The following is a 17,016-nucleotide window of genomic DNA, read 5'->3' on the forward strand; positions in this document are numbered from 1 at the left end:
AGCGTCGCCATGAGGCGGGCTGCGCTTGTCGGTTCAGCTCTTCTTGTCGCTGGTCGCGGCGACCCGGGTGCCCGCCCTCGCGGGTTTCGCTGCCTTGTCGTCGACCGCGAGCGTCTCGACGCCCGGCGCGGTGACGAGGAAGCCGGCGATGGCGTCCATCGAGTCGGAGGCGGCCTTGGCGACGATCGTCTGGTCGATGCCGGCCCAGGGATCGGAACCGCCGCTGCGCTTGCCGATGCTCTCGCCCTGCACGCGCTGGGCGCGCTGCTTGGTCGAATCATAGACATCCCAGACGAAGGCGAGCGAGGTCTGGCCGTCCTCGGTCGGCTGGGCCGTGAGATAGCCCTTCACGCGGAAGCGCGCCGGCTTGTTGCCGGGAACGATCTCCATCTTGCGCTCGGCCGCGGCCTCGCCGAGCAAGCCGGCGAAGCTGGTGGTGACGTTTTCCGGCGCGCCGGAGATGCTCTGGACCGAGACCGGGACGCCCGGCGCGTCGACGCGCGGGCGGGAAGCGGTCTGGGTGGTTTCCTGGCAGCCGGCGACAGCCAGCGCCAAAACCGGCCCCAGAACGAGGCCGCTAAAACGGTTGATCATGACGCCTCCCGCCCTTTGGGCTGTGGACTGCTTCGAGATTCCCTGCGCGCTTCTTCTAGGCTCAACGGATGACGAGGTCCAGATCGGGCAGGTTGAGCGCCTCGGCGCCGCCTTCGCCGACCAGATAGGTCCGGCCCAGGCACATCGCGGTTTCGCTGGCGGAATCCATCAGGATCATGTGGGCGAACATCACCATGCCCGGCACGATCGGCCAATCATTCGCCTCGTAGAACATCGGCCAGTCCATCCAGGACGGGGTGAACTTGGCGCCCAGCGAATAGCCGCAGGCATTGAGCCGGTGCTGGGCGAGGCCGTGCTCGTCGAAGACGCGGGCATGGGCGGCGAAGACGTCGCCTGCGGTGCGCCCGGGCTTCAGCTCGGCCTCGCAAGCGAGGAGCGCGTCGCGCGCGGCGGCGTGATAGGGGCGGTGGAGCGGGCGGGGCTCGCCGATGACGACGGTGCGCATCGCGGCGACGTGATAATGCCGGTCGGTGCCGGCGAATTCGAGCGTGATCTGGTCGTTGGCGTCGAGCCTGCGCCGGCCTGACTTGTAGCGGCAGAGCAGGGCGTCGCGGCCGGAGCCGATGATGAACTCGTTGGCGGGATAGTCGCCGCCGCCTGCAAAGATCGCATTGTGCTGGGCGGCGAGGATCTCGCCTTCGTCGGCGCCGGCCCGGATCGCGTCGAGCGCCGCGCGGTCGGCTGCATCGGCGAGCACGGCGGCGCGCCGGACATAGGTGATCTCTTCCGCCGATTTCACGGCGCGCAGGCGGGTCACGATCAACGAGGCGTCGGTGAGTTCGACCTGTCCGGAGAAGCGGGCTTCGAGCTTGCGATAGTTCGAGGCGACGAGGCCGTAGGATTCGAACTCCACGCCGATGCGCTTCCCGGCAAGCCCGAGATCGCGGCTCAGCGCGAGCAGGTCGACTGTGGGATCGGCGTCGCGGCCGTCCTTCCAGATGCGGATATCGCTGAGATTCGAGGTCTGCCGCGCCTGCCGGAGATCGGCGGAGCGGGTCAGCAGCGCCATGGTGCCGTCGGCTTTGACGACGAGGCACTGGAAGAAGCAGAAGCCGAAGGTGTCGTATCCGGTCAGCCAGAACATCGATTCCTGCTGGAACAGGAAGAGCGCATCGAGGCGCTCGGCCTGCATCGCCGCCAGCAGGGCTTCGCGGCGGCGGGCGAATTCGGCGGGCGTGAAATGCAGGGCCATGGCGCGTTTCTCCGAAGCTGTCGCCATGTGAGCGCGCCGGCTGCCGAGGAGCAAGCCCGACATCCGGTCGCAATTGCGGGCTCAGCGCGGGCTGCCTATAGGCTGTCCTCAGAGAGTTTCGCGCCTCCAAGGAGAGAGCCATGGTGAACCCCGGCAACCGCATCCTCGACGATATCGCTCGTCTCGCCACCGATGCCGCCGGCGCGGCGCAGGGCGTGCGGCGCGAGGTCGAGACCGTGGTGAAGACCCAGATCGAGCGGCTGCTGCGCGATCTCGACGTCGTCACCCGCGAGGAGTTCGAGGCGGTGCGCGAGATGGCGCTGATCGCCCGCGAGGAGAACGACAAGCTCGCCGCCCGGCTGAAGGCGCTGGAGGACAAGCTCGGCAAGGCCTGACTGCCCTGAGGTTATGTCCACAGCCATGTGCTGTGGACAGCCCTTCCAGGGGATTGAGCCCGCCGGCCGAATCCGCGGAGCTTGGCGCCGTGTTGGGAGCGTCACAGCGCCTGCGCTATCGTCGGTGGAAAGAATTGATTCGTCGGGCGGATTCATCCTGCCGCGCCGGATGGGAACGCCTCCGTATGAGGGGTTCCGGAGGTGTGTTGCGTTCCTTCGGCTTTCCAGTCGCCGTGTTCCTCTTCTCGAACGCGCCGGATGCGCCAGCATCCGGAAGGTGGACCCTAGGGCATGATGGACCTCGATATGGATGCCGAGCTGGATCGGCCTTCCAATCCTCTCGACCTGTTCGAACGCCTCGCCGCGCTCAATGACTGGGCGTTCGATCGCGACAGCGAGGACGAACTTTCCGTTGCCGTCACCGGCGGCTGGTCGGAATACCAGGTCGCGGTCACCTGGCTCGCCGAGGTGGAGGCGCTGCATATCGCCTGCGCCTTCGACCTGAAGGTGCCGGAGCGGCGGCGCGGCGAGGTGCTGCAACTCGTCAGCCTCGTCAACGAGCAGCTCTGGCTCGGCCATTTCGACCTCTGGAGCAGCGAAAGCGTGGTGATGTACCGCCACGCCCTGCTGCTCTCCGGCGGGGCCGAGCCGACCGAGGAGCAGGCGATCGCGCTGGTCAAGGCCGCCGTCGAAGCCTGCGAGCGCTACTATCAGGCTTTTCAGTTCGTCGTCTGGGCCGGCAAGACCGCCAAGGAAGGCATGGAAGGCGCGATCCTGGAGACGGTCGGCGAAGCCTGAACCGCTGCGCCGCCGTCATGGCCGGGCTTGACCCGGTCAGCCCTTGCAGGCTCTGGTCCTGTGCTGCCCGGGAGCAAATCCGGGCGCGTGCCCTGTCTCCAAGCGATGAGAACCGCCATGACCGCTTCCCTGCCGCAATCGCTCGTCCTCATCGGCGCGGGCAAGATGGGCGGAGCGATGCTGGAGGGCTGGCTGCGCATCGGCATCGATCCGAAGGGCATCAGCCTGATCGACCCCAAGCCGTCGGACGAGATGGTCGCGCTCGCCAATGAGAAGGGCATGAGGGTCAACCCTTCGGCCAAGGAGATTCCCGCCGCCGATGTCGTCGTGCTGGCGACCAAGCCGCAGATGCTCGACACGGCGGCTCCAGCGGTGCAGGCCTTCATCCATCCCCGCACGCTGCTGATCTCGATCCTCGCCGGCAAGACGCTGGGCGATCTCGCGGCGCGCCTGCCCAATGCCGGCGCGATCATCCGCGCCATGCCGAACCTGCCCGCGGCCGTGCAGCGCGGCGCCACCGCCGCGGCGCCCGGTAAGGGCGTCAGCGCCGCCCAGCGCGCCACCGCTGACGCTCTGCTCGGCAGCATCGGCAAGGTCGAATGGCTCGACGACGAGGGGCTGATCGATGCGGTGACCGCCGTGTCGGGTTCGGGCCCCGCCTATGTCTTCCATCTTGTCGAATGCCTCGCTGCGGCGGGCAAGGATGCCGGCCTGCCGGCAGATGTCGCCGAGCGGCTGGCGCGGGCGACCGTTGAAGGGGCGGGCGAATTGCTGTTCCAGTCGCCGCTGCCGCCCGGCACGCTACGCCAGAACGTGACCTCGCCCGGCGGCACCACCGCTGCGGCGCTCGAGGTGCTGATGGCCGATGACGGCATGAAGCCGCTCATGCGCAAGGCCGTGGCTGCTGCCAAACGTCGCGCCGGCGAGCTTTCGGGCTGAACCGCCTTCCACCCGCCACGATAGCGGCCTAACCTCCTCTCGACGCGAAGCGAGAGGAGCTGCCCATGGCCCGCAAACCCGTTTCCACCCAGCCCGAGGCTGCGCCTGCCGTCGACCCGCGCCGTCGTGCGGTCGATGCCTTGATGAAGCTCGCCACGGAGCGGCCCTGGGACCAGATCGAGCTGCCGGATATCGCGACCGAGGCCGGGCTGACGCTCTCGCAATTGCGCGGGCTGTTTCCGTCCAAGCTCGCGATGCTCGGCGGTGTGACCCGCATCGTCGATGACGCTGTCCTCGCCAATGCCTCGGACGATCTCGCGGGCGAGCCTGTCAAGGAGCGGCTCTTCGATCTCGTCATGCGCCGGCTCGACGCGATGGCGCCCTACAAGGCCGGCTTGCGCAAGATCGCGCCGGTCATTCGCCGCGATCCGCTGGCGCTGGCGGCGCTCAATCGCGGCGCGGTCAATTCCTGGCGCTATATGCTCGCCTCTGCCGGCATCCCGACCGAGGACGCGCTTGGGCACCTGCGGGTGCAGGGTGCGGTGCTGCTGATGGCGCGGGTTTCCGAGGCCTGGCTCGACGATGACGAGCCGGAGCTGTCGAAGACGATGGCGCGGCTCGACCGCGAGCTGAAGACGGCCGGGCGCATCATGGCCCGGGTCGAGGACGTGCACCGGCTGACGGCACCGTTCCGCGGGCTGGCGCGCGCGATCTGCTCGGGGCGTCCCTTGAAGGGGCGTCGGCGCGAGCGGGCGTCGGAGCGCGGCGAGGATAACGAGGATTACGCGCCGGCGATCTGAGCGCGGAGGCAGCCTCGCGCTGCCTGCGACGAAATGTGGCGAAATCGGGTCAACGTTAAGCGTGCCTTAGCCATTTTGCGCGAATGAGGGGAATCCCCATCCGCGCAGGATACGCGAATGTCGTTCACCCGGAAGCTTGCTACCCTCTCGATCAGCCGTTCCTTCGGTCTGATCGCCGCCTTGGCCGTGCTGATCGCCGTCGGCAGCGTCGGCTATACGCTTAACGCAGCCCGCAACGAGATGATCACGCTCAAGCGGGCCGAGATGAAGAACGCCGTCGAGTCGGCCGCGACGACGGTCAAAGGCTATCTGGCGCGCGTCCAGAGCGGCGAGCTGAAGGAAGACGAGGCCAAGAAGCTGGCGATGGCTGCGCTCGACAGCGCGCGCTTCGACAGCGGGAACTATTACTTCCTGATCAATTACGACGGCATCAGCGTCCTGCACGCGAACAAGAAGATCCAGTCGACGGACATGAAGCCGCTCAAGGACGCGGACGGCAAGTTCTTCGTCCAGGATATGATTTCGCTGGCCAAGGCGAAGACCGAAGGCTTCGTCGACTATGGCTGGCTCAAGCCCGGCGACAAGGAGCCTTCGCTCAAGATCTCCTACATCATCGGCATTCCGCAATGGCAGTGGGTGGTCGGCTCCGGCCTGCATGTCCATGACGTCGATGCGGCGTTCATGGGCATGGTCGGCGGCGTCGCCAAGGTTCTGGTGCCGCTCGGCCTCATCATGCTCGGCCTCGTGATCGTGCTCAGCCGCCGCGCTTCCGGCATGCTCCACTCCGTGCGCGGCTCGATGGAAGGCCTGGCTGCCGGCCAGCTCGACACCCCGATCGCGCATCAGGAGCGGCCCGACGAGATCGGTGCGATGGCACGCACGCTCGTCGTCTTCCGCGACGCCGCCCTCGCCAAGGAGGCGATGGAGGCCGACAAGATCCGCATGGAGGAGGAGGCCACTGGCCACCGCCACGCCGCCGATGGCGAGCGCCGTCGCAACGAGGCCGATCGCGCCGAGCATGCCCGCGTGCAGGCCGATGTGGTCCATGCGCTGGGCCAGGGCCTGGAGCATCTCTCGGATGGCGACCTGACCTACCGGATCGAGGACAATTTCACCGCCGAGTACGTCAAGCTGAAGGACGACTTCAACGGCGCCATCGCCAAGCTGCAGGACGCGATGCGGCAGATCGCGACCAATACCGAGAGCATGAAGGCGGGCTCGACCGAGATCAGCCAGGCGGCCGACGATCTCGCCAGCCGCACCGAGCAGCAGGCCTCCTCGGTCGAGGAGACCGCCACCGCGCTGGACGAACTCACCGCCACCGTCCGCCAGACCGCCGAGAGCGCCCGCCTCGCCAACCAGGCGACGGAGCAGGTCAAGACCGAGGCCGAGCAGTCGACCAGCATCGTTCGCGATGCGGTGACGGCGATGGGCGGCATCGAGAAGTCCGCCCAGGAAATCTCGCAGATCGTCGGTGTCATCGACGAGATCGCCTTCCAGACCAACCTGCTCGCGCTCAACGCCTCGGTCGAGGCGGCACGCGCCGGCGACGCCGGCAAGGGCTTCGCGGTCGTGGCGTCCGAGGTGCGCGCGCTGGCGCAGCGCTCTGCCTCCGCCGCCAAGGAGATCAAGACCCTGATCGACGCCTCGACCATCGAGGTCGAGAAGGGCGTCACGCTGGTCGGCCAGACCGGCGGCGCGTTGCAGCGCATGGCCTCCGAGATCACGCGCGTCACCACGCTGGTGGCCGAGATCGCGGGCGCTGCGCAGGAGCAGGCCTCAGGCCTTCAGGAGGTCAACTCCGCCGTCGGCGAGATGGACCAGGCGACGCAGCAGAACGCCGCGATGGCCGAGCAGTCGACCGCCGCCGCGCATTCGCTGTCGCAGGAGGCCGACCGGCTCTCCTCGCTGGTCGCGCGCTTCCAGCTTGGCGGCGATGTCGCCCGGCTCAAGGCGATCTCGCAGACCATGCGGGCGGCGGTCGCTGCTGCGCCGCGCCCCGCCGTCCCGCGCGCCAAGGCCGCCAACGGCGCTGCTGCGGCGCCCAAGACCGGTGCCCGCGACGACGGTTGGGCGGAGTTTTGAGCGAGCCCGCGGCTCCGGCCGCACAGATCGGCTTCGACGATTTCCTGAAGGTCGACATCCGTGTCGGCACGATCGTCGAGGCCGAGCCTTACCCTGAGGCGCGCAAGCCCTCGATCAAGCTCGTGATCGATTTCGGCGGCACGATCGGCCGCAAGAAATCCTCGGCGCAGATCACGAAGCACTACCGGCCGGAAGAGCTTCCCGGCCGGCAGGTCCTCGCGGTGGTGAATTTCCCGCCGCGCCAGATCGGCAAGTTCATGTCGGAGGTGCTGACGCTGGGCATCCCCGATGCCGAGGGTGAAGTCGTCCTGATCGGGCCGGGGCATGAAGTCCCGATCGGCGGCAGGCTTTTCTAGGCGGCCACCGGCCACAGGCCGGTCTGCAAGGTGGTCGGTGCGAATTCCGGCGCCGACCAGCGCAGGCGGAGCGCGCCGGGCCGGCGCCAGCCGCGCTTCACATGAAAGCGCCATAGGCGCTCGGCGCCGTCGAGCCGTGCCAGCTCCGGCCCCTGCCAGACGATCTCCGCTTCGCCCTGCAATTGCAGCAGCGTGCCCGTCGCGAAATCGACGAAGAGCAGGGAGGCGCGGGGTTCCTGCAACAGGTTGCCGAAGGTGTTGAAGTAGCTGTTGCCGGCAAAATCCGGGATGGTGAGCGTGTCGCCGTCGATGCGGACGAAGCCGGGCCGGCCGCCGCGATGCGAGATGTCGACGCCGCCGGTCTCGGCTTCAAGCGCCGCGGCGCTGGCGATGAACAGCGTGTCGGCTCCTGCGATCAGTACGCGCGCCTCTGCATCCAGGCCTGACAGGCTGATGGCTGGCGAGGCGAGTTCCTTTTCATCCTGAAGCCGATTGCGGACTTGGATGTACTTCGCGCAATTGCCGAAGCTCTGCTCGATTTCGACGGTAAAGCCGTCTGGAGTAACGATCCCGACCCGGCCGTTGGCGCGATTGCGGCGGCGGGTTTCCAGTTCGAGACCCAGCAGGCCGATGGGGCTGCCCGGCTGGAACGCGTCAAAGGCCGGATCATCCTTCGAGGGCAGGGCCGCGATCGTCAACGCAGTTGGGGTCGGGCTTTCCACGAAACCGGGAGAAGCGGCCAGCGCCGTCGCCAAGGGCCAGCCGTCCCGGTCGAGCATGCCGGCGAAGAGCCAGGGCAACTGTCCGAAGAAGATGCGGTGCTGATCCGGCATGAACGGGCGGATACCGGCACCGCGCGAGGCGACGCCGGCCAGCGCCTGCGCTGCCAGCTCGCCGGTGTGGAAGGGACCGTCAGGCAGCATCGTTGTCGAGCTCCGGCGGCAGGGGCGAAGGCGGGATCGGCTTGAAGAAGGGCAGGGCCTCGATGCGAGCGAGCCAGCGGCGCACGGCCGGATAGGGCTTCAGCGAGATACCGCCTTCCGGCGCATGCGCGACATAGGAATAGCAGGCGAGATCGGCGATCGTCGGCTGGGAGGCCGCAAGATAGTCGCGTGTCATGAGATGCTCTTCCATGAACGTCAGCAGCCGGGCGGCGATCCGCTGCGCGCGGGCCTTGTCGTCCTTCAGGCCGAACTGGGTGACGAGGCGGGCGATGGAGGGGCCGTGCATGACCTCGCCAGCGGCGATCGAGAGCCAGCGCTGGACATGGGCGGCGCCGACCGGATCGAGCGGCAACCATGCGCTGTCCGGGGCATAGCGCCGGACCAGATAGACCATGATCGCATTGCTGTCGGCGAAGGTGAGGTCGCCATCCTGCAGCACGGGAATCTGGCCGAGCGGGTTGAGCTTGCGGAAGGCCTCGCCCCGCCGGACGTCGGCCGGGGCCTCCTCGGTGCGATAGGGCAGGCCGAGCGCGAGCAGCAGCAACTCGACGCGATGGGCGTGACCTGAAAGAGGCGTTCCGTGGAGGATGATCTCTGGCGACGGCATGGCAATGCTCCTGATTTGCGGGGCATCATGATCGTTTCGGAAGAATGCCGAAATCTGCTATCGGTTGAACTTAGAATTTCAATTTCCGGAACGATGCGATGGACCGGATCGAGGAGCTGGCGATTTTCGTCGCGATCGTCGATGCCGGCAGCCTGGCCGGCGCGGCACGGCGTTTGCGGAAGTCGCGCCCGGCTGTGACGCGGGCTCTTGCCGGGCTGGAGGAGCGGGTCGGGACGCAATTGATCGCGCGGACGACACGGCGTCTGACGCCGAACGATGCCGGTCGGGAACTTGCAACAACGGCCCGGCGGTTGCTCGCCGATTACGAGGCGGCATTGGGCGTTGCTGCGGCCGAGCCGGTGAGCGGCCTTCTGCGCATCACTGCGCCGCTCTCCTTCGGTCGGCGGCATGTCACGCCGTTGGTGAGCGAGTTCCTCGATCGCTATCCGCAAGTGCAGGTCGAGCTCGTGCTGGCGGACCGCAATCTCGACCTGATCGAGGAAGATCTGCAGCTCGCGGTCAGGATCGGGCCGCTGCCGAATTCCGGCCTGCTGATGCGGAAGGTCGGGGAGGTCCGGCGCATCCTCGTCGCGGCGCCATCCTATCTCGCGAATTGCCCGCCCTTGCGGCGCCCGGCCGATATCTCCGCGCATGAGACCATCGCGAGCGTCGCTGCCAACCAGACGCTGACCTGGCGCTTCGGTGGGCCGCGTTCGGGAAGCGCCGTCGTCCTGACGCCGCGCCTGATCGTCAACGAGGTGGAGTCCGTGCTGATCGCGGCGCGGGCCGGGCGGGGGCTGGCCCGGGTCTTGTCCTATCAGGCGGCGGACGACCTCGCTGCGGGAACGTTGGTGCGGTTGTTGCCGGAATTCGAGCCGCCGCCCTTGCCGGTCCAGCTCGTGGTGCCGGGTGGTCGACAGCCGGCGCCGCGGGTGCGCGCCTTCATCGATCATGCGGTGGCGCGACTGCCGGAGCTTGCCCCGATCGGTGCCTCGGCTAGCGCAGCGCGCCCGCAAAGCTCGTGATGGCGGCGACGACCTGACCCTCGCGACCGATGAAGCCGTGATAGGCGCGGGCCTGACAGGGATCGCCTGTCGAGCTGCCGCCGTCGATCCAGATCAGGCGTGCCTTGCCGCCGGTCCATTGCTGGAAGGTGACGGCCGATTCCGGCAGCGTCAGGCGACAGCTGTCCTGCCGATGGTGGATGATCAGCGTCGGTGGCAGCCGCCCGGGATCGCCGATCATGCCGGGCGCGCCGTCCAGAATGGAGGAGGCGAAGACGACCCCGTCCGGCCGTGCCGATAGCGTATCGGCGACCTTGAGGGCGCCCCGGCTCATCGCCACCACCACCACGCGGGGTGCGATGCCGCGCATGTATTCCACGGCCTTGGCCGGGTCGGCGCCAGCATCGAGCGTGATGCTGGCAATGCCGCTGCGGGCATAGGCGCCCCGGGTGCGCACGATCCAGTTGCCGCCACGCGCGACGCTGCCGTCGGAGCCGATGCCGATATTGCCGTCGCCGCCCGTGAGAAGCACGAGCCCGGCGCGTGCCTTGCCGGCCGGCTTGTTGAGCAGCGCCCGGCCGTTGCCGACGAAGCCGTTGCCGAGATCGACGACCTCCTCGGCCTGGGCTGCCGATGCCGTCAGCAGCAGGGCCGCTGCGAGGACAGCCAGAGATCGTCTCAGGAACCGCATGTCCGGCCTCCCCTTGCGTCAGCAGGAGACTAGCGCTCGACTTTCGCGGCTGTCGAGCGAAACCGCGCGGCTCTAGACCGGTAACCGCACTGTCGCCCGCAGGCCGCCGAGCGGTGAATCGGCGAGCATGATGTCGCCGCCATGGGCGCGGGCGATGTCGCGCGCGATGGCGAGGCCGAGGCCCGTGCCGCCGCCATCGACATTGCGAGCCTCGTCGAGCCGGAAGAAGGGGCGGAAGACGTCCTCACGCTGGTCGGGCGGGATGCCGGGGCCGTCATCGTCGACCATCACGATCAGGTAGCGCGCGTCATGGGTCGCGCGAATCGCGATGCGGTCGCCATAGCGGGCGGCGTTCGAGACGAGATTGGTGAGCAGGCGGCGGAAGGCGTCGGGGCGAATCACGACGAGCGGATCGCCGATCACCGTCAGTTCGGTCTGGTGGCCCTGCCGCTCGGCATCGGATTTCAACTCTTCCAGCAGCGAGCGGATATCGGTCTCGATCGCGGTCTCGCCGGCATCGCCACGGGCGAAGGCGAGATAGTCCTCGAGCATGCGGCTCATCTCGTCGACGTCCTTCTCCAGCGCCTCGATTTCCCAGGAACGCTCCATCAGGGCGAGCGAGAGCTTGAAGCGGGTGAGGATGGTGCGCAGGTCGTGGCTGACGCCGTTCAGCATCGTCGTGCGTTCGCCGATCGAGCGCTCGACGCGGCGCTTCATCTCGATGAAGGCATTGCCGGCACGGCGGACCTCGCGGGCGCCACGCGGCCGGAAATCGGCGTCGCGGCCCTTGCCGAAAGCCTCCGCCGCATCGGCGAGCTTCAGGATCGGGCGGATCTGGTTGCGCAGGAACAAAACCGCGATGGTGAGCAGGATCAGCGACGTGCCGATCATCCAGAGCAGGAAGATATGGCTGTTCGAGGCATAGGCGGAGTTGCGCCGCGTCAGGATGCGCATCACGTCCTTGCCGAGCTTGATGCGGATCTCGATCAGGCTGGAGCGGCCGACCGTGTCGAGCCAGAAGGGGCGGGCGACCTGCTGGCTGAGCTCGGTGGAGAGCGCGTTGTCGAGCAGCGAGAAGAAGGGGCGCGGGCCCGGCGCCGGCAGGTCCGAATCGGGGATGATGTCGAGGTCCATGCCGAGGCGCTCGGCGGCGATGCGCGACAGCGTCGTGGTGTCGGCATCCTGCGGGTAGCTCTCGTAGACATCGATCAGCATGGCGATGTCGGCGGAGACGGCCGAGGAGAGGCGCTGCGTCACCGTCTGCCAGTGCCGCTCCATGAAAACATAGGCGATGACCGATTGCAGCAGCACGACCGGCGCGATGACGATGACGAGGGCGCGCGGGTAGAGCCCCTTGGGCATGTAGCGCGCTATGATCTGCAAGGGCCGGCCGATGCGCTTGATGACTGGCCGCACGGCCTTCCCGAGGCTTTCGACCGCATGCTCCAGCCCGGCGTAGACGCGCGCCAGCGCACGTGCGGCGGAGCGCAGCGCGGACGGGCCTTTCCTGCCGGGTTGCAGCGGCGTCACGTCCGGTCCGTCACCAGCCTGTAGCCGACGCCGCGCACGGTCTGGAGATAGAGCGGATCGGTCTGGTCGCGCTCGACCTTGCGGCGCAGGCGGTTCATCTGGACATCGACGGTGCGGTCATTGGCGGCCGAGCCCTGTGCGGCCAGTTCCTCGCGCGGCACGACCTCGCCGGCACGCTCCGCCAATGCGGTCAGGATCTCGCGCTCGCGCTCGGTCAGGCGGATGGTCTCCTCGCCCTTGCGCAATTCGCCGCGCGCCAGCCCGTAGATAAAGGGGCCGAAGCGGACGAAATCGGGCCGTGTGCCGGATTGCGCGGCCTCGACGACCAGCGTGCGCTTCAGGATGTTGCCGAGCCGCAGCAGCAACTCGCGCGGTTCGAACGGCTTGGAGAGATAGTCGTCGACGCCGATTTCGAGGCCGTTGATGCGGTCCTTGCCGTCGGCGCGGGCGGTCAGCATCAGGATCGGCACGGCGGAGCCGCCACGGAAGCGGCGGGCGAAGTCGAAGCCGTTCTCGCCGGGCATCATCACGTCGAGCACGATCGCGTCGAAGACGAGGTTGCCAAGTCGCGTATCGGCTTCCGCTGCATTGGCCGCCGTCGTCACCCGGTAGCCGTTGTCGCTGAGGAACCGGCCCAGCAATTCGCGCAGGCGCCGGTCGTCGTCGACGACAAGGATATGCGGGGCCTCGTCAGGCAGGGGCTTGCGGGCCGGCTTCGCCAGGGTCTCGGTTGCGATCATCTCGCGCCTTTCTCCTGCGCCGGTCTTAGCCGGCGCGCTCGCGGTGCTGGGCTCCCATAGCATAACGTAGGGAGCCGGTCGCCGCTAAGGCTTGTCGAGAAGTCGCTCTACCTTCGGCCGCTCGGCGGGGTCGATCAGGGCGGCGAGGTACCGCGCCGCGATGGCGGCGGTCTCGGGACCGGCCCCTTCAAGCGCGCGGTTGATGCGCTTGGCCTGGAGGCGGACGAGGCGCAGCGCCAGGTCCTGGCCGGAAGGCGTGGTGTGGAGATGGCGCTGGCGCTTGTCCTGCCGGCCGGTGCGCTGCTCGATATAGCCCTTCTCGACCAGTTCCTTGAGCACGCGATTGAGGCTCTGCTTGGTGATCTGGAGGATATCGAGCAGTTCGGCGATGGTCAGGCCCGGCCGGCGCTGGACGAAGTGCAGGACGCGGTGATGCGCCCGGCCGAAACCGTAATCGGCGAGGATGCGGTCGGGGTCGCCGACGAAGTCGCGATAGGCGAAGAACAGCAGCTCGATCAGGTCATGCGGGACCGCCTCGGAAGAGGGCCTGAGCGGGAGGTCTTCGGCGTCGGAAGGAGATGGGACCAAAACGCGCTTCCAAAAATTTGGGTCAGCCTTATTGACATATCTCAGACGGAAGATTACCGGTCAAGGGCGCTGAGCGAACGATTATTTCAAAACGTACCGCTGCGGCGCAGCTTTAGACACAGGCTTGCGTTCCGAAAACGGCTGTGCCGGAGTTCCGGAAACAAGCACCCAGGAGAAGGTCCATGTCAGTCATTCCTTTCGACCAGCGCGATGGCGTCATCTGGTTCGACGGCAAGCTCGTGCCGTGGAAGGACGCGAAGATTCACGTACTGACCCATGGGCTGCATTACGGCTCGTGCATCTTCGAGGGCGAGCGCTCCTATGACGGCGTGATCTACAAGAGCACCGAGCATTCGCAGCGCCTGCACAAGTCGGCCGAGATTATGGATTTCACGATCCCCTATTCGGTCGCCGAGCTCGATGAGGCCAAGTATCTCTGCCTCAAGGAGAACGGCCTGAAGGACGCCTATATCCGCCCGGTCGCCTGGCGCGGCTCGGAGATGATGGCGGTGTCCGGCCGCAACAACACGATCCATACCGCGATCGCGGTCTGGGAGTGGCCGAGCATGTTCGACATGGCGGCGAAGCTGAAGGGCATCCGCCTCGACGTTGCCGATTACCGCCGGCCGGACCCGGCCTGCGCGCCGGTTCATGCCAAGGCGGCGGGTCTGTACATGATCTGCTCGCTCTCCAAGCACAAGGCCGAGCGCGGCGGCTATGCCGATGCGATGATGCTCGACTGGGAAGGCAATGTCGCCGAATGCACCGGCGCCAATATCTTCTTCATCAAGGACGGTGTGATCCATACGCCGCTGGCCGACCGCTTTCTGAACGGGCTCACCCGCCAGTCGGTGATCGACCTGTGCCGCCAGCGCGGCTTCGAGGTGGTGGAGCGGCGTATCCGTCCGGAGGAGCTGGAGAGCTTCAACGAGTGCTTCATCACCGGCTCGGCCGCCGAGGTGACGCTGGTCTCCGAGATCGGCCCGTACAACTTCATCACCGGCAACATGGGCAAGGTGATCATGGAAGACTACTCGGCCGCGGTGCGCCCGCAGACGAAAGCGGCTTGAGGCGCGACATCGCGGTTCCAAACTCCACCTCTGTCATTCCGGGGCGCGCCGCAGGCGCGAACCCGGAACCCACGACTGGGTAGATACCCCAATGCCCGGTTGCAGGCGGCTCACCCGGTCGTGGGTTCCGGGTTCTTCGCTGTGCGAAGCCCCGGAATGACAAATCGTGGTTCTGAACGCCCGTCCTAGAGCCGAGTTTGGCTCCGCCCGGGAATGACGCTCCCTACTTGATCTCGCTGCGATACAGCGTGATCCAGTCCTCGGAGCCGATGCCGCGGCATTCGCCCATCAGGCTAAGATCGATCTGGACGAAGGCGCTGCCGGTCCAGGCATAGCCACCCGCGGCGCCGCAATCGCCGATGCCGCGTCCCTTGGCAAAGAAAGTGATGCGGCCGCTCTTCGGGTCGAACTCGGCATTCACCAGCGTGTTCTTCGCGTCGCCGTCGCCTTGCGCGAAGGCCACCGGTTTGGCCGTCTTCGCGTCGCCACGCTCGATCATCCAGAACGCATTCGAGACATTGTAGGCGCCGCGCGAGCAGGCCAGCGAAACGAGGCTGTGCGTGCCGTCAAGCGTCCAGGCCTCGTCGATGCTGATCAGTGTCTCGTCGTCCTCGCAGCCATCGGGGTCGCGCTGCTTGAGTTCCTTGCGCAGCGCGGCAGTGAGCGCCTTGCCGTCCTTCTCCGACAGCGCGGCGCTTGCGGGCTTCGCGATGACGACCGGCAGGGCAGGGGCGGCGGGCACGTTCGTGCCGCTGCCCTTGCGGATCAGGGCGGAGGTCGTGTTGAGGCGCCCCTGCTGCTCGTCGATCCAGAGCAGGGCCGCCACCGCACCCGATAGCGAAACCTCGGCCGCTACCTGCGGAGCGGCGATGGAGAGCTTCGTGGCCTTGCGGGCAGCCTCGACAAGGGCCGTGACCTCGGCCGGTTTGAAGGTCAGGGACAGCATGTCGCCATCGGTTTCCGCCGGCATTGCCTTGCCGCCGGCAGGGAAGGGCGCGCCATCGAGCTTGAGCTGGACCGACCGGGGCGGGGTCTTCCAGTCACCGCGCAGGCGCAGGGTCAGTTCGGCCGGCATGTCCGGCCCGGCCGGACGCTCCAGGCGCAGATAAGCGACCGGGTCGGCCGCCTCATTCGGGAGCGACAGAGCGGTGCAGCTTTTGAGATTGTCGCAGCCGGCCATCCAATCGCGGAAGCTCTTCGGCTCCGGTGCGGCTGCGAAAGCGAGGGCCGGCGCAAGAGCGAGGCCAGCGCCGAGCGCGGCGCTCTTCCAGCCGTCAGGAATCCTGTTTCCAGCGTTCCGCCGCATCGTCGTCATCCGCCTTGGCTTCGACCCAGCCGCCGAGCGTGCCGTCGGCGCGGTGCTCGCGCTTCCAGAACGGGGCGCGGGTCTTGAGATAGTCCATCATGAAATCGGCCGCCTCGAACGCGGCGCGGCGATGGGCCGAAGCCGCCAGCACCAGCACGATCTGCTCGCCCGGCCTGACTAGCCCGTAGCGATGGATCGCGACGAGGCCGAGCAATGGCCAGCGCGCGGAGGCTTCAGCCGCGACGCGGGCGATCTCGGCCTCGGCCATGCCGGGGTAGTGCTCGAGTTCGAGCGCGGCGAGCGTGCCGGCTTCGTCGCGGCATAGCCCGGTGAAGGAGACGACGGCGCCGATATCGGCGCGGCCGGCCGAGAGCGCGTCGATCTCGTCTTGCAGCGAGAAATCTTCCCGCTGGATGCGGATGAGGGGGGACGTCACGGCCTCAGCCGCCGGTCATCGGCGGGAAGAAGGCGATCTCGCGGGCGGCGCCGAGCCGGGCCTGCGGCTTGGCATGGACATGGTCGAGCGCGGCCCGCACGACGGCCTCGTCGGCGAAGGCGGCTTCGTAGCCCTCGCCGCGCGCCTTCAGCCAGCGCACGAGATCGGCGATGGTGGCGAGATCGACGGGGATGTCGAGCGTCTCCTCGGGCAGTCCGACGCGCTCGCGCACCCAGGCGAAATAGACGATGCGGACCGGGCGCGTGCCCGCCGCTGCCATGGCGGCTGCGGTGCTCATGGCGCGCGCTCGTCTTCCGCGACGAGATGGCGGATGCCGGCGTTGAAATAGTCCCAGCCGGTATAGATCGTCAGGCCCGCCGCGGCCCAGAGCAGCACGATGCCGATCGTGGTGTTGCCGGGCAGGACCTTGTCGCCGGCCGGGCCAGCGATGAGGAAGCCGAGCGCGAAGAGCTGCGCCGTCGTCTTCCACTTGGCGACCTTGCTGACGGGCACGCTGACCTTGAGATCGGCCAGGAACTCCCGCAGGCCCGAGACCAGGATCTCGCGGCAGAGGATCACGATCGCGGCCCAGAGCGTCCAGCCCTCGATCTGGCCGGTATAGACCAGCATCAGCAGCAGGGCGGCGACGAGCAGCTTGTCGGCGATCGGGTCGAGCATGCGTCCGATCGCGGATTGCTGGCTCCAGGCGCGGGCGATGTAGCCGTCGAGATAATCGGTGATGGCAGCGACGGTGTAGATGCCGAGCGCGAGCCAGCGCATCCAGTCGTCGCGCGGCCAGAACAGGATCGCCACCAGGGCCGGGATCGCCAGGATCCGCCCGTAGGTGAGGAGGTTGGGCAGCGACCAGGGGCCGCGCCGCCTGATGGCGTCTGGAAGAATCGTCACGAGATGCACCAAAG

Annotated in this window: 20 protein-coding genes; 8 read left to right on the forward strand and 12 right to left on the reverse strand. The window is 67.5% G+C overall.

What is annotated here, in order from left to right; translation table 11 throughout:
- Positions 1 to 33 precede the first annotated feature (33 nt).
- Positions 34 to 594, reverse strand: coding sequence for a hypothetical protein (locus AC07NY_RS06620; RefSeq protein ID WP_494582664.1), 561 nt, complete (start codon positions 592 to 594; stop codon positions 34 to 36).
- A gap of 61 nt (positions 595 to 655) precedes the next feature.
- Entirely contained in the window at positions 656 to 1,807 is a 1,152-nt protein-coding gene (locus tag AC07NY_RS06625) for a M24 family metallopeptidase (RefSeq protein ID WP_494582666.1), read from the reverse strand.
- Positions 1,808 to 1,947: 140 nt separating this feature from the next.
- Between AC07NY_RS06625 and AC07NY_RS06630 the strand changes: the two genes are divergently transcribed.
- The 6 genes from AC07NY_RS06630 (at position 1,948) to AC07NY_RS06655 (ending at position 7,180) form a co-directional block, all read left to right on the forward strand.
- On the forward strand, positions 1,948 to 2,202 hold the full coding sequence (locus tag AC07NY_RS06630) for an accessory factor UbiK family protein (RefSeq protein ID WP_494582668.1): 255 nt from the start codon (positions 1,948 to 1,950) through the stop codon (positions 2,200 to 2,202).
- A 291-nt stretch (positions 2,203 to 2,493) separates the two neighbouring features.
- Complete coding sequence (locus AC07NY_RS06635; RefSeq protein ID WP_492284830.1) at positions 2,494 to 3,000, forward strand: type III secretion system chaperone family protein; 507 nt, start codon at positions 2,494 to 2,496, stop codon at positions 2,998 to 3,000.
- A 117-nt stretch (positions 3,001 to 3,117) separates the two neighbouring features.
- Positions 3,118 to 3,939 (forward strand): pyrroline-5-carboxylate reductase, encoded by an 822-nt coding sequence (gene proC / locus AC07NY_RS06640; protein ID WP_494582670.1) that lies wholly within the window; start codon positions 3,118 to 3,120, stop codon positions 3,937 to 3,939.
- 65 nt (positions 3,940 to 4,004) lie between these two features.
- Positions 4,005 to 4,739: a TetR/AcrR family transcriptional regulator gene (locus AC07NY_RS06645; RefSeq protein WP_494582672.1), complete on the forward strand. Its 735-nt coding sequence runs from the start codon at positions 4,005 to 4,007 to the stop codon at positions 4,737 to 4,739.
- 117 nt (positions 4,740 to 4,856) lie between these two features.
- Positions 4,857 to 6,824 (forward strand): methyl-accepting chemotaxis protein, encoded by a 1,968-nt coding sequence (locus tag AC07NY_RS06650; RefSeq protein WP_494582674.1) that lies wholly within the window; start codon positions 4,857 to 4,859, stop codon positions 6,822 to 6,824.
- Complete coding sequence (locus AC07NY_RS06655) at positions 6,821 to 7,180, forward strand: tRNA-binding protein (RefSeq protein ID WP_494582675.1); 360 nt, start codon at positions 6,821 to 6,823, stop codon at positions 7,178 to 7,180. Before AC07NY_RS06650 ends, AC07NY_RS06655 begins: the two co-directional genes overlap by 4 nt.
- Here AC07NY_RS06655 and AC07NY_RS06660 read toward each other — a convergent pair.
- Complete coding sequence (locus AC07NY_RS06660; protein ID WP_494582677.1) at positions 7,177 to 8,103, reverse strand: pyridoxamine 5'-phosphate oxidase family protein; 927 nt, start codon at positions 8,101 to 8,103, stop codon at positions 7,177 to 7,179. The genes AC07NY_RS06655 and AC07NY_RS06660 overlap by 4 nt on opposite strands.
- A complete protein-coding gene (locus AC07NY_RS06665; protein ID WP_494582679.1) occupies positions 8,093 to 8,731 on the reverse strand; it encodes a glutathione S-transferase in 639 nt (212 codons plus the stop codon). The genes AC07NY_RS06660 and AC07NY_RS06665 overlap by 11 nt, the downstream gene beginning before the upstream one ends.
- Positions 8,732 to 8,829: 98 nt before the next feature.
- Here AC07NY_RS06665 and AC07NY_RS06670 point away from each other — a divergent pair, with 98 nt between their 5' ends.
- Entirely contained in the window at positions 8,830 to 9,756 is a 927-nt protein-coding gene (locus tag AC07NY_RS06670; RefSeq protein WP_494582681.1) for a LysR family transcriptional regulator, read from the forward strand.
- Here the strand turns inward: AC07NY_RS06670 and AC07NY_RS06675 are convergent.
- The 4 genes from AC07NY_RS06675 to AC07NY_RS06690 all read right to left on the reverse strand — a co-directional run bounded on the left by AC07NY_RS06675 (position 9,728) and on the right by AC07NY_RS06690 (position 13,284).
- Positions 9,728 to 10,426, reverse strand: a complete 699-nt coding sequence (locus AC07NY_RS06675; protein ID WP_494582683.1) for an alpha/beta hydrolase — start codon at positions 10,424 to 10,426, stop codon at positions 9,728 to 9,730. The two genes, AC07NY_RS06670 and AC07NY_RS06675, sit on opposite strands and share 29 nt — an antisense overlap.
- Positions 10,427 to 10,498: 72 nt before the next feature.
- Entirely contained in the window at positions 10,499 to 11,788 is a 1,290-nt protein-coding gene (locus tag AC07NY_RS06680; RefSeq protein WP_494583698.1) for an ATP-binding protein, read from the reverse strand.
- A gap of 164 nt (positions 11,789 to 11,952) precedes the next feature.
- Positions 11,953 to 12,696: a response regulator gene (locus AC07NY_RS06685; protein ID WP_492284821.1), complete on the reverse strand. Its 744-nt coding sequence runs from the start codon at positions 12,694 to 12,696 to the stop codon at positions 11,953 to 11,955.
- Between the two features lie 84 nt (positions 12,697 to 12,780).
- Positions 12,781 to 13,284, reverse strand: a complete 504-nt coding sequence (locus tag AC07NY_RS06690) for a MarR family winged helix-turn-helix transcriptional regulator (protein WP_494582686.1) — start codon at positions 13,282 to 13,284, stop codon at positions 12,781 to 12,783.
- A gap of 182 nt (positions 13,285 to 13,466) precedes the next feature.
- Between AC07NY_RS06690 and AC07NY_RS06695 the strand changes: the two genes are divergently transcribed.
- A complete protein-coding gene (locus tag AC07NY_RS06695; protein ID WP_492284819.1) occupies positions 13,467 to 14,354 on the forward strand; it encodes a branched-chain amino acid aminotransferase in 888 nt (295 codons plus the stop codon).
- A gap of 223 nt (positions 14,355 to 14,577) precedes the next feature.
- Here the strand turns inward: AC07NY_RS06695 and AC07NY_RS06700 are convergent, their stop codons facing one another.
- From AC07NY_RS06700 to pgsA, 4 genes are read right to left on the reverse strand one after another with little or no spacing between them, the layout of a single operon-like run.
- A complete protein-coding gene (locus AC07NY_RS06700) occupies positions 14,578 to 15,660 on the reverse strand; it encodes a DUF1176 domain-containing protein (RefSeq protein WP_494582688.1) in 1,083 nt (360 codons plus the stop codon).
- A complete protein-coding gene (locus AC07NY_RS06705; protein WP_492284817.1) occupies positions 15,629 to 16,096 on the reverse strand; it encodes a molybdenum cofactor biosynthesis protein MoaE in 468 nt (155 codons plus the stop codon). The genes AC07NY_RS06700 and AC07NY_RS06705 overlap by 32 nt, the downstream gene beginning before the upstream one ends.
- Before the next feature lie 4 nt (positions 16,097 to 16,100).
- Entirely contained in the window at positions 16,101 to 16,394 is a 294-nt protein-coding gene (gene moaD / locus AC07NY_RS06710) for a molybdopterin converting factor subunit 1 (protein WP_492284816.1), read from the reverse strand.
- On the reverse strand, positions 16,391 to 17,002 hold the full coding sequence (gene pgsA / locus AC07NY_RS06715) for a CDP-diacylglycerol--glycerol-3-phosphate 3-phosphatidyltransferase (protein WP_257731334.1): 612 nt from the start codon (positions 17,000 to 17,002) through the stop codon (positions 16,391 to 16,393). The genes moaD and pgsA overlap by 4 nt, the downstream gene beginning before the upstream one ends.
- Positions 17,003 to 17,016 lie beyond the last annotated feature (14 nt).

The organism is Allobosea sp. GW821-FHT09G06 (genome assembly GCF_059416005.1).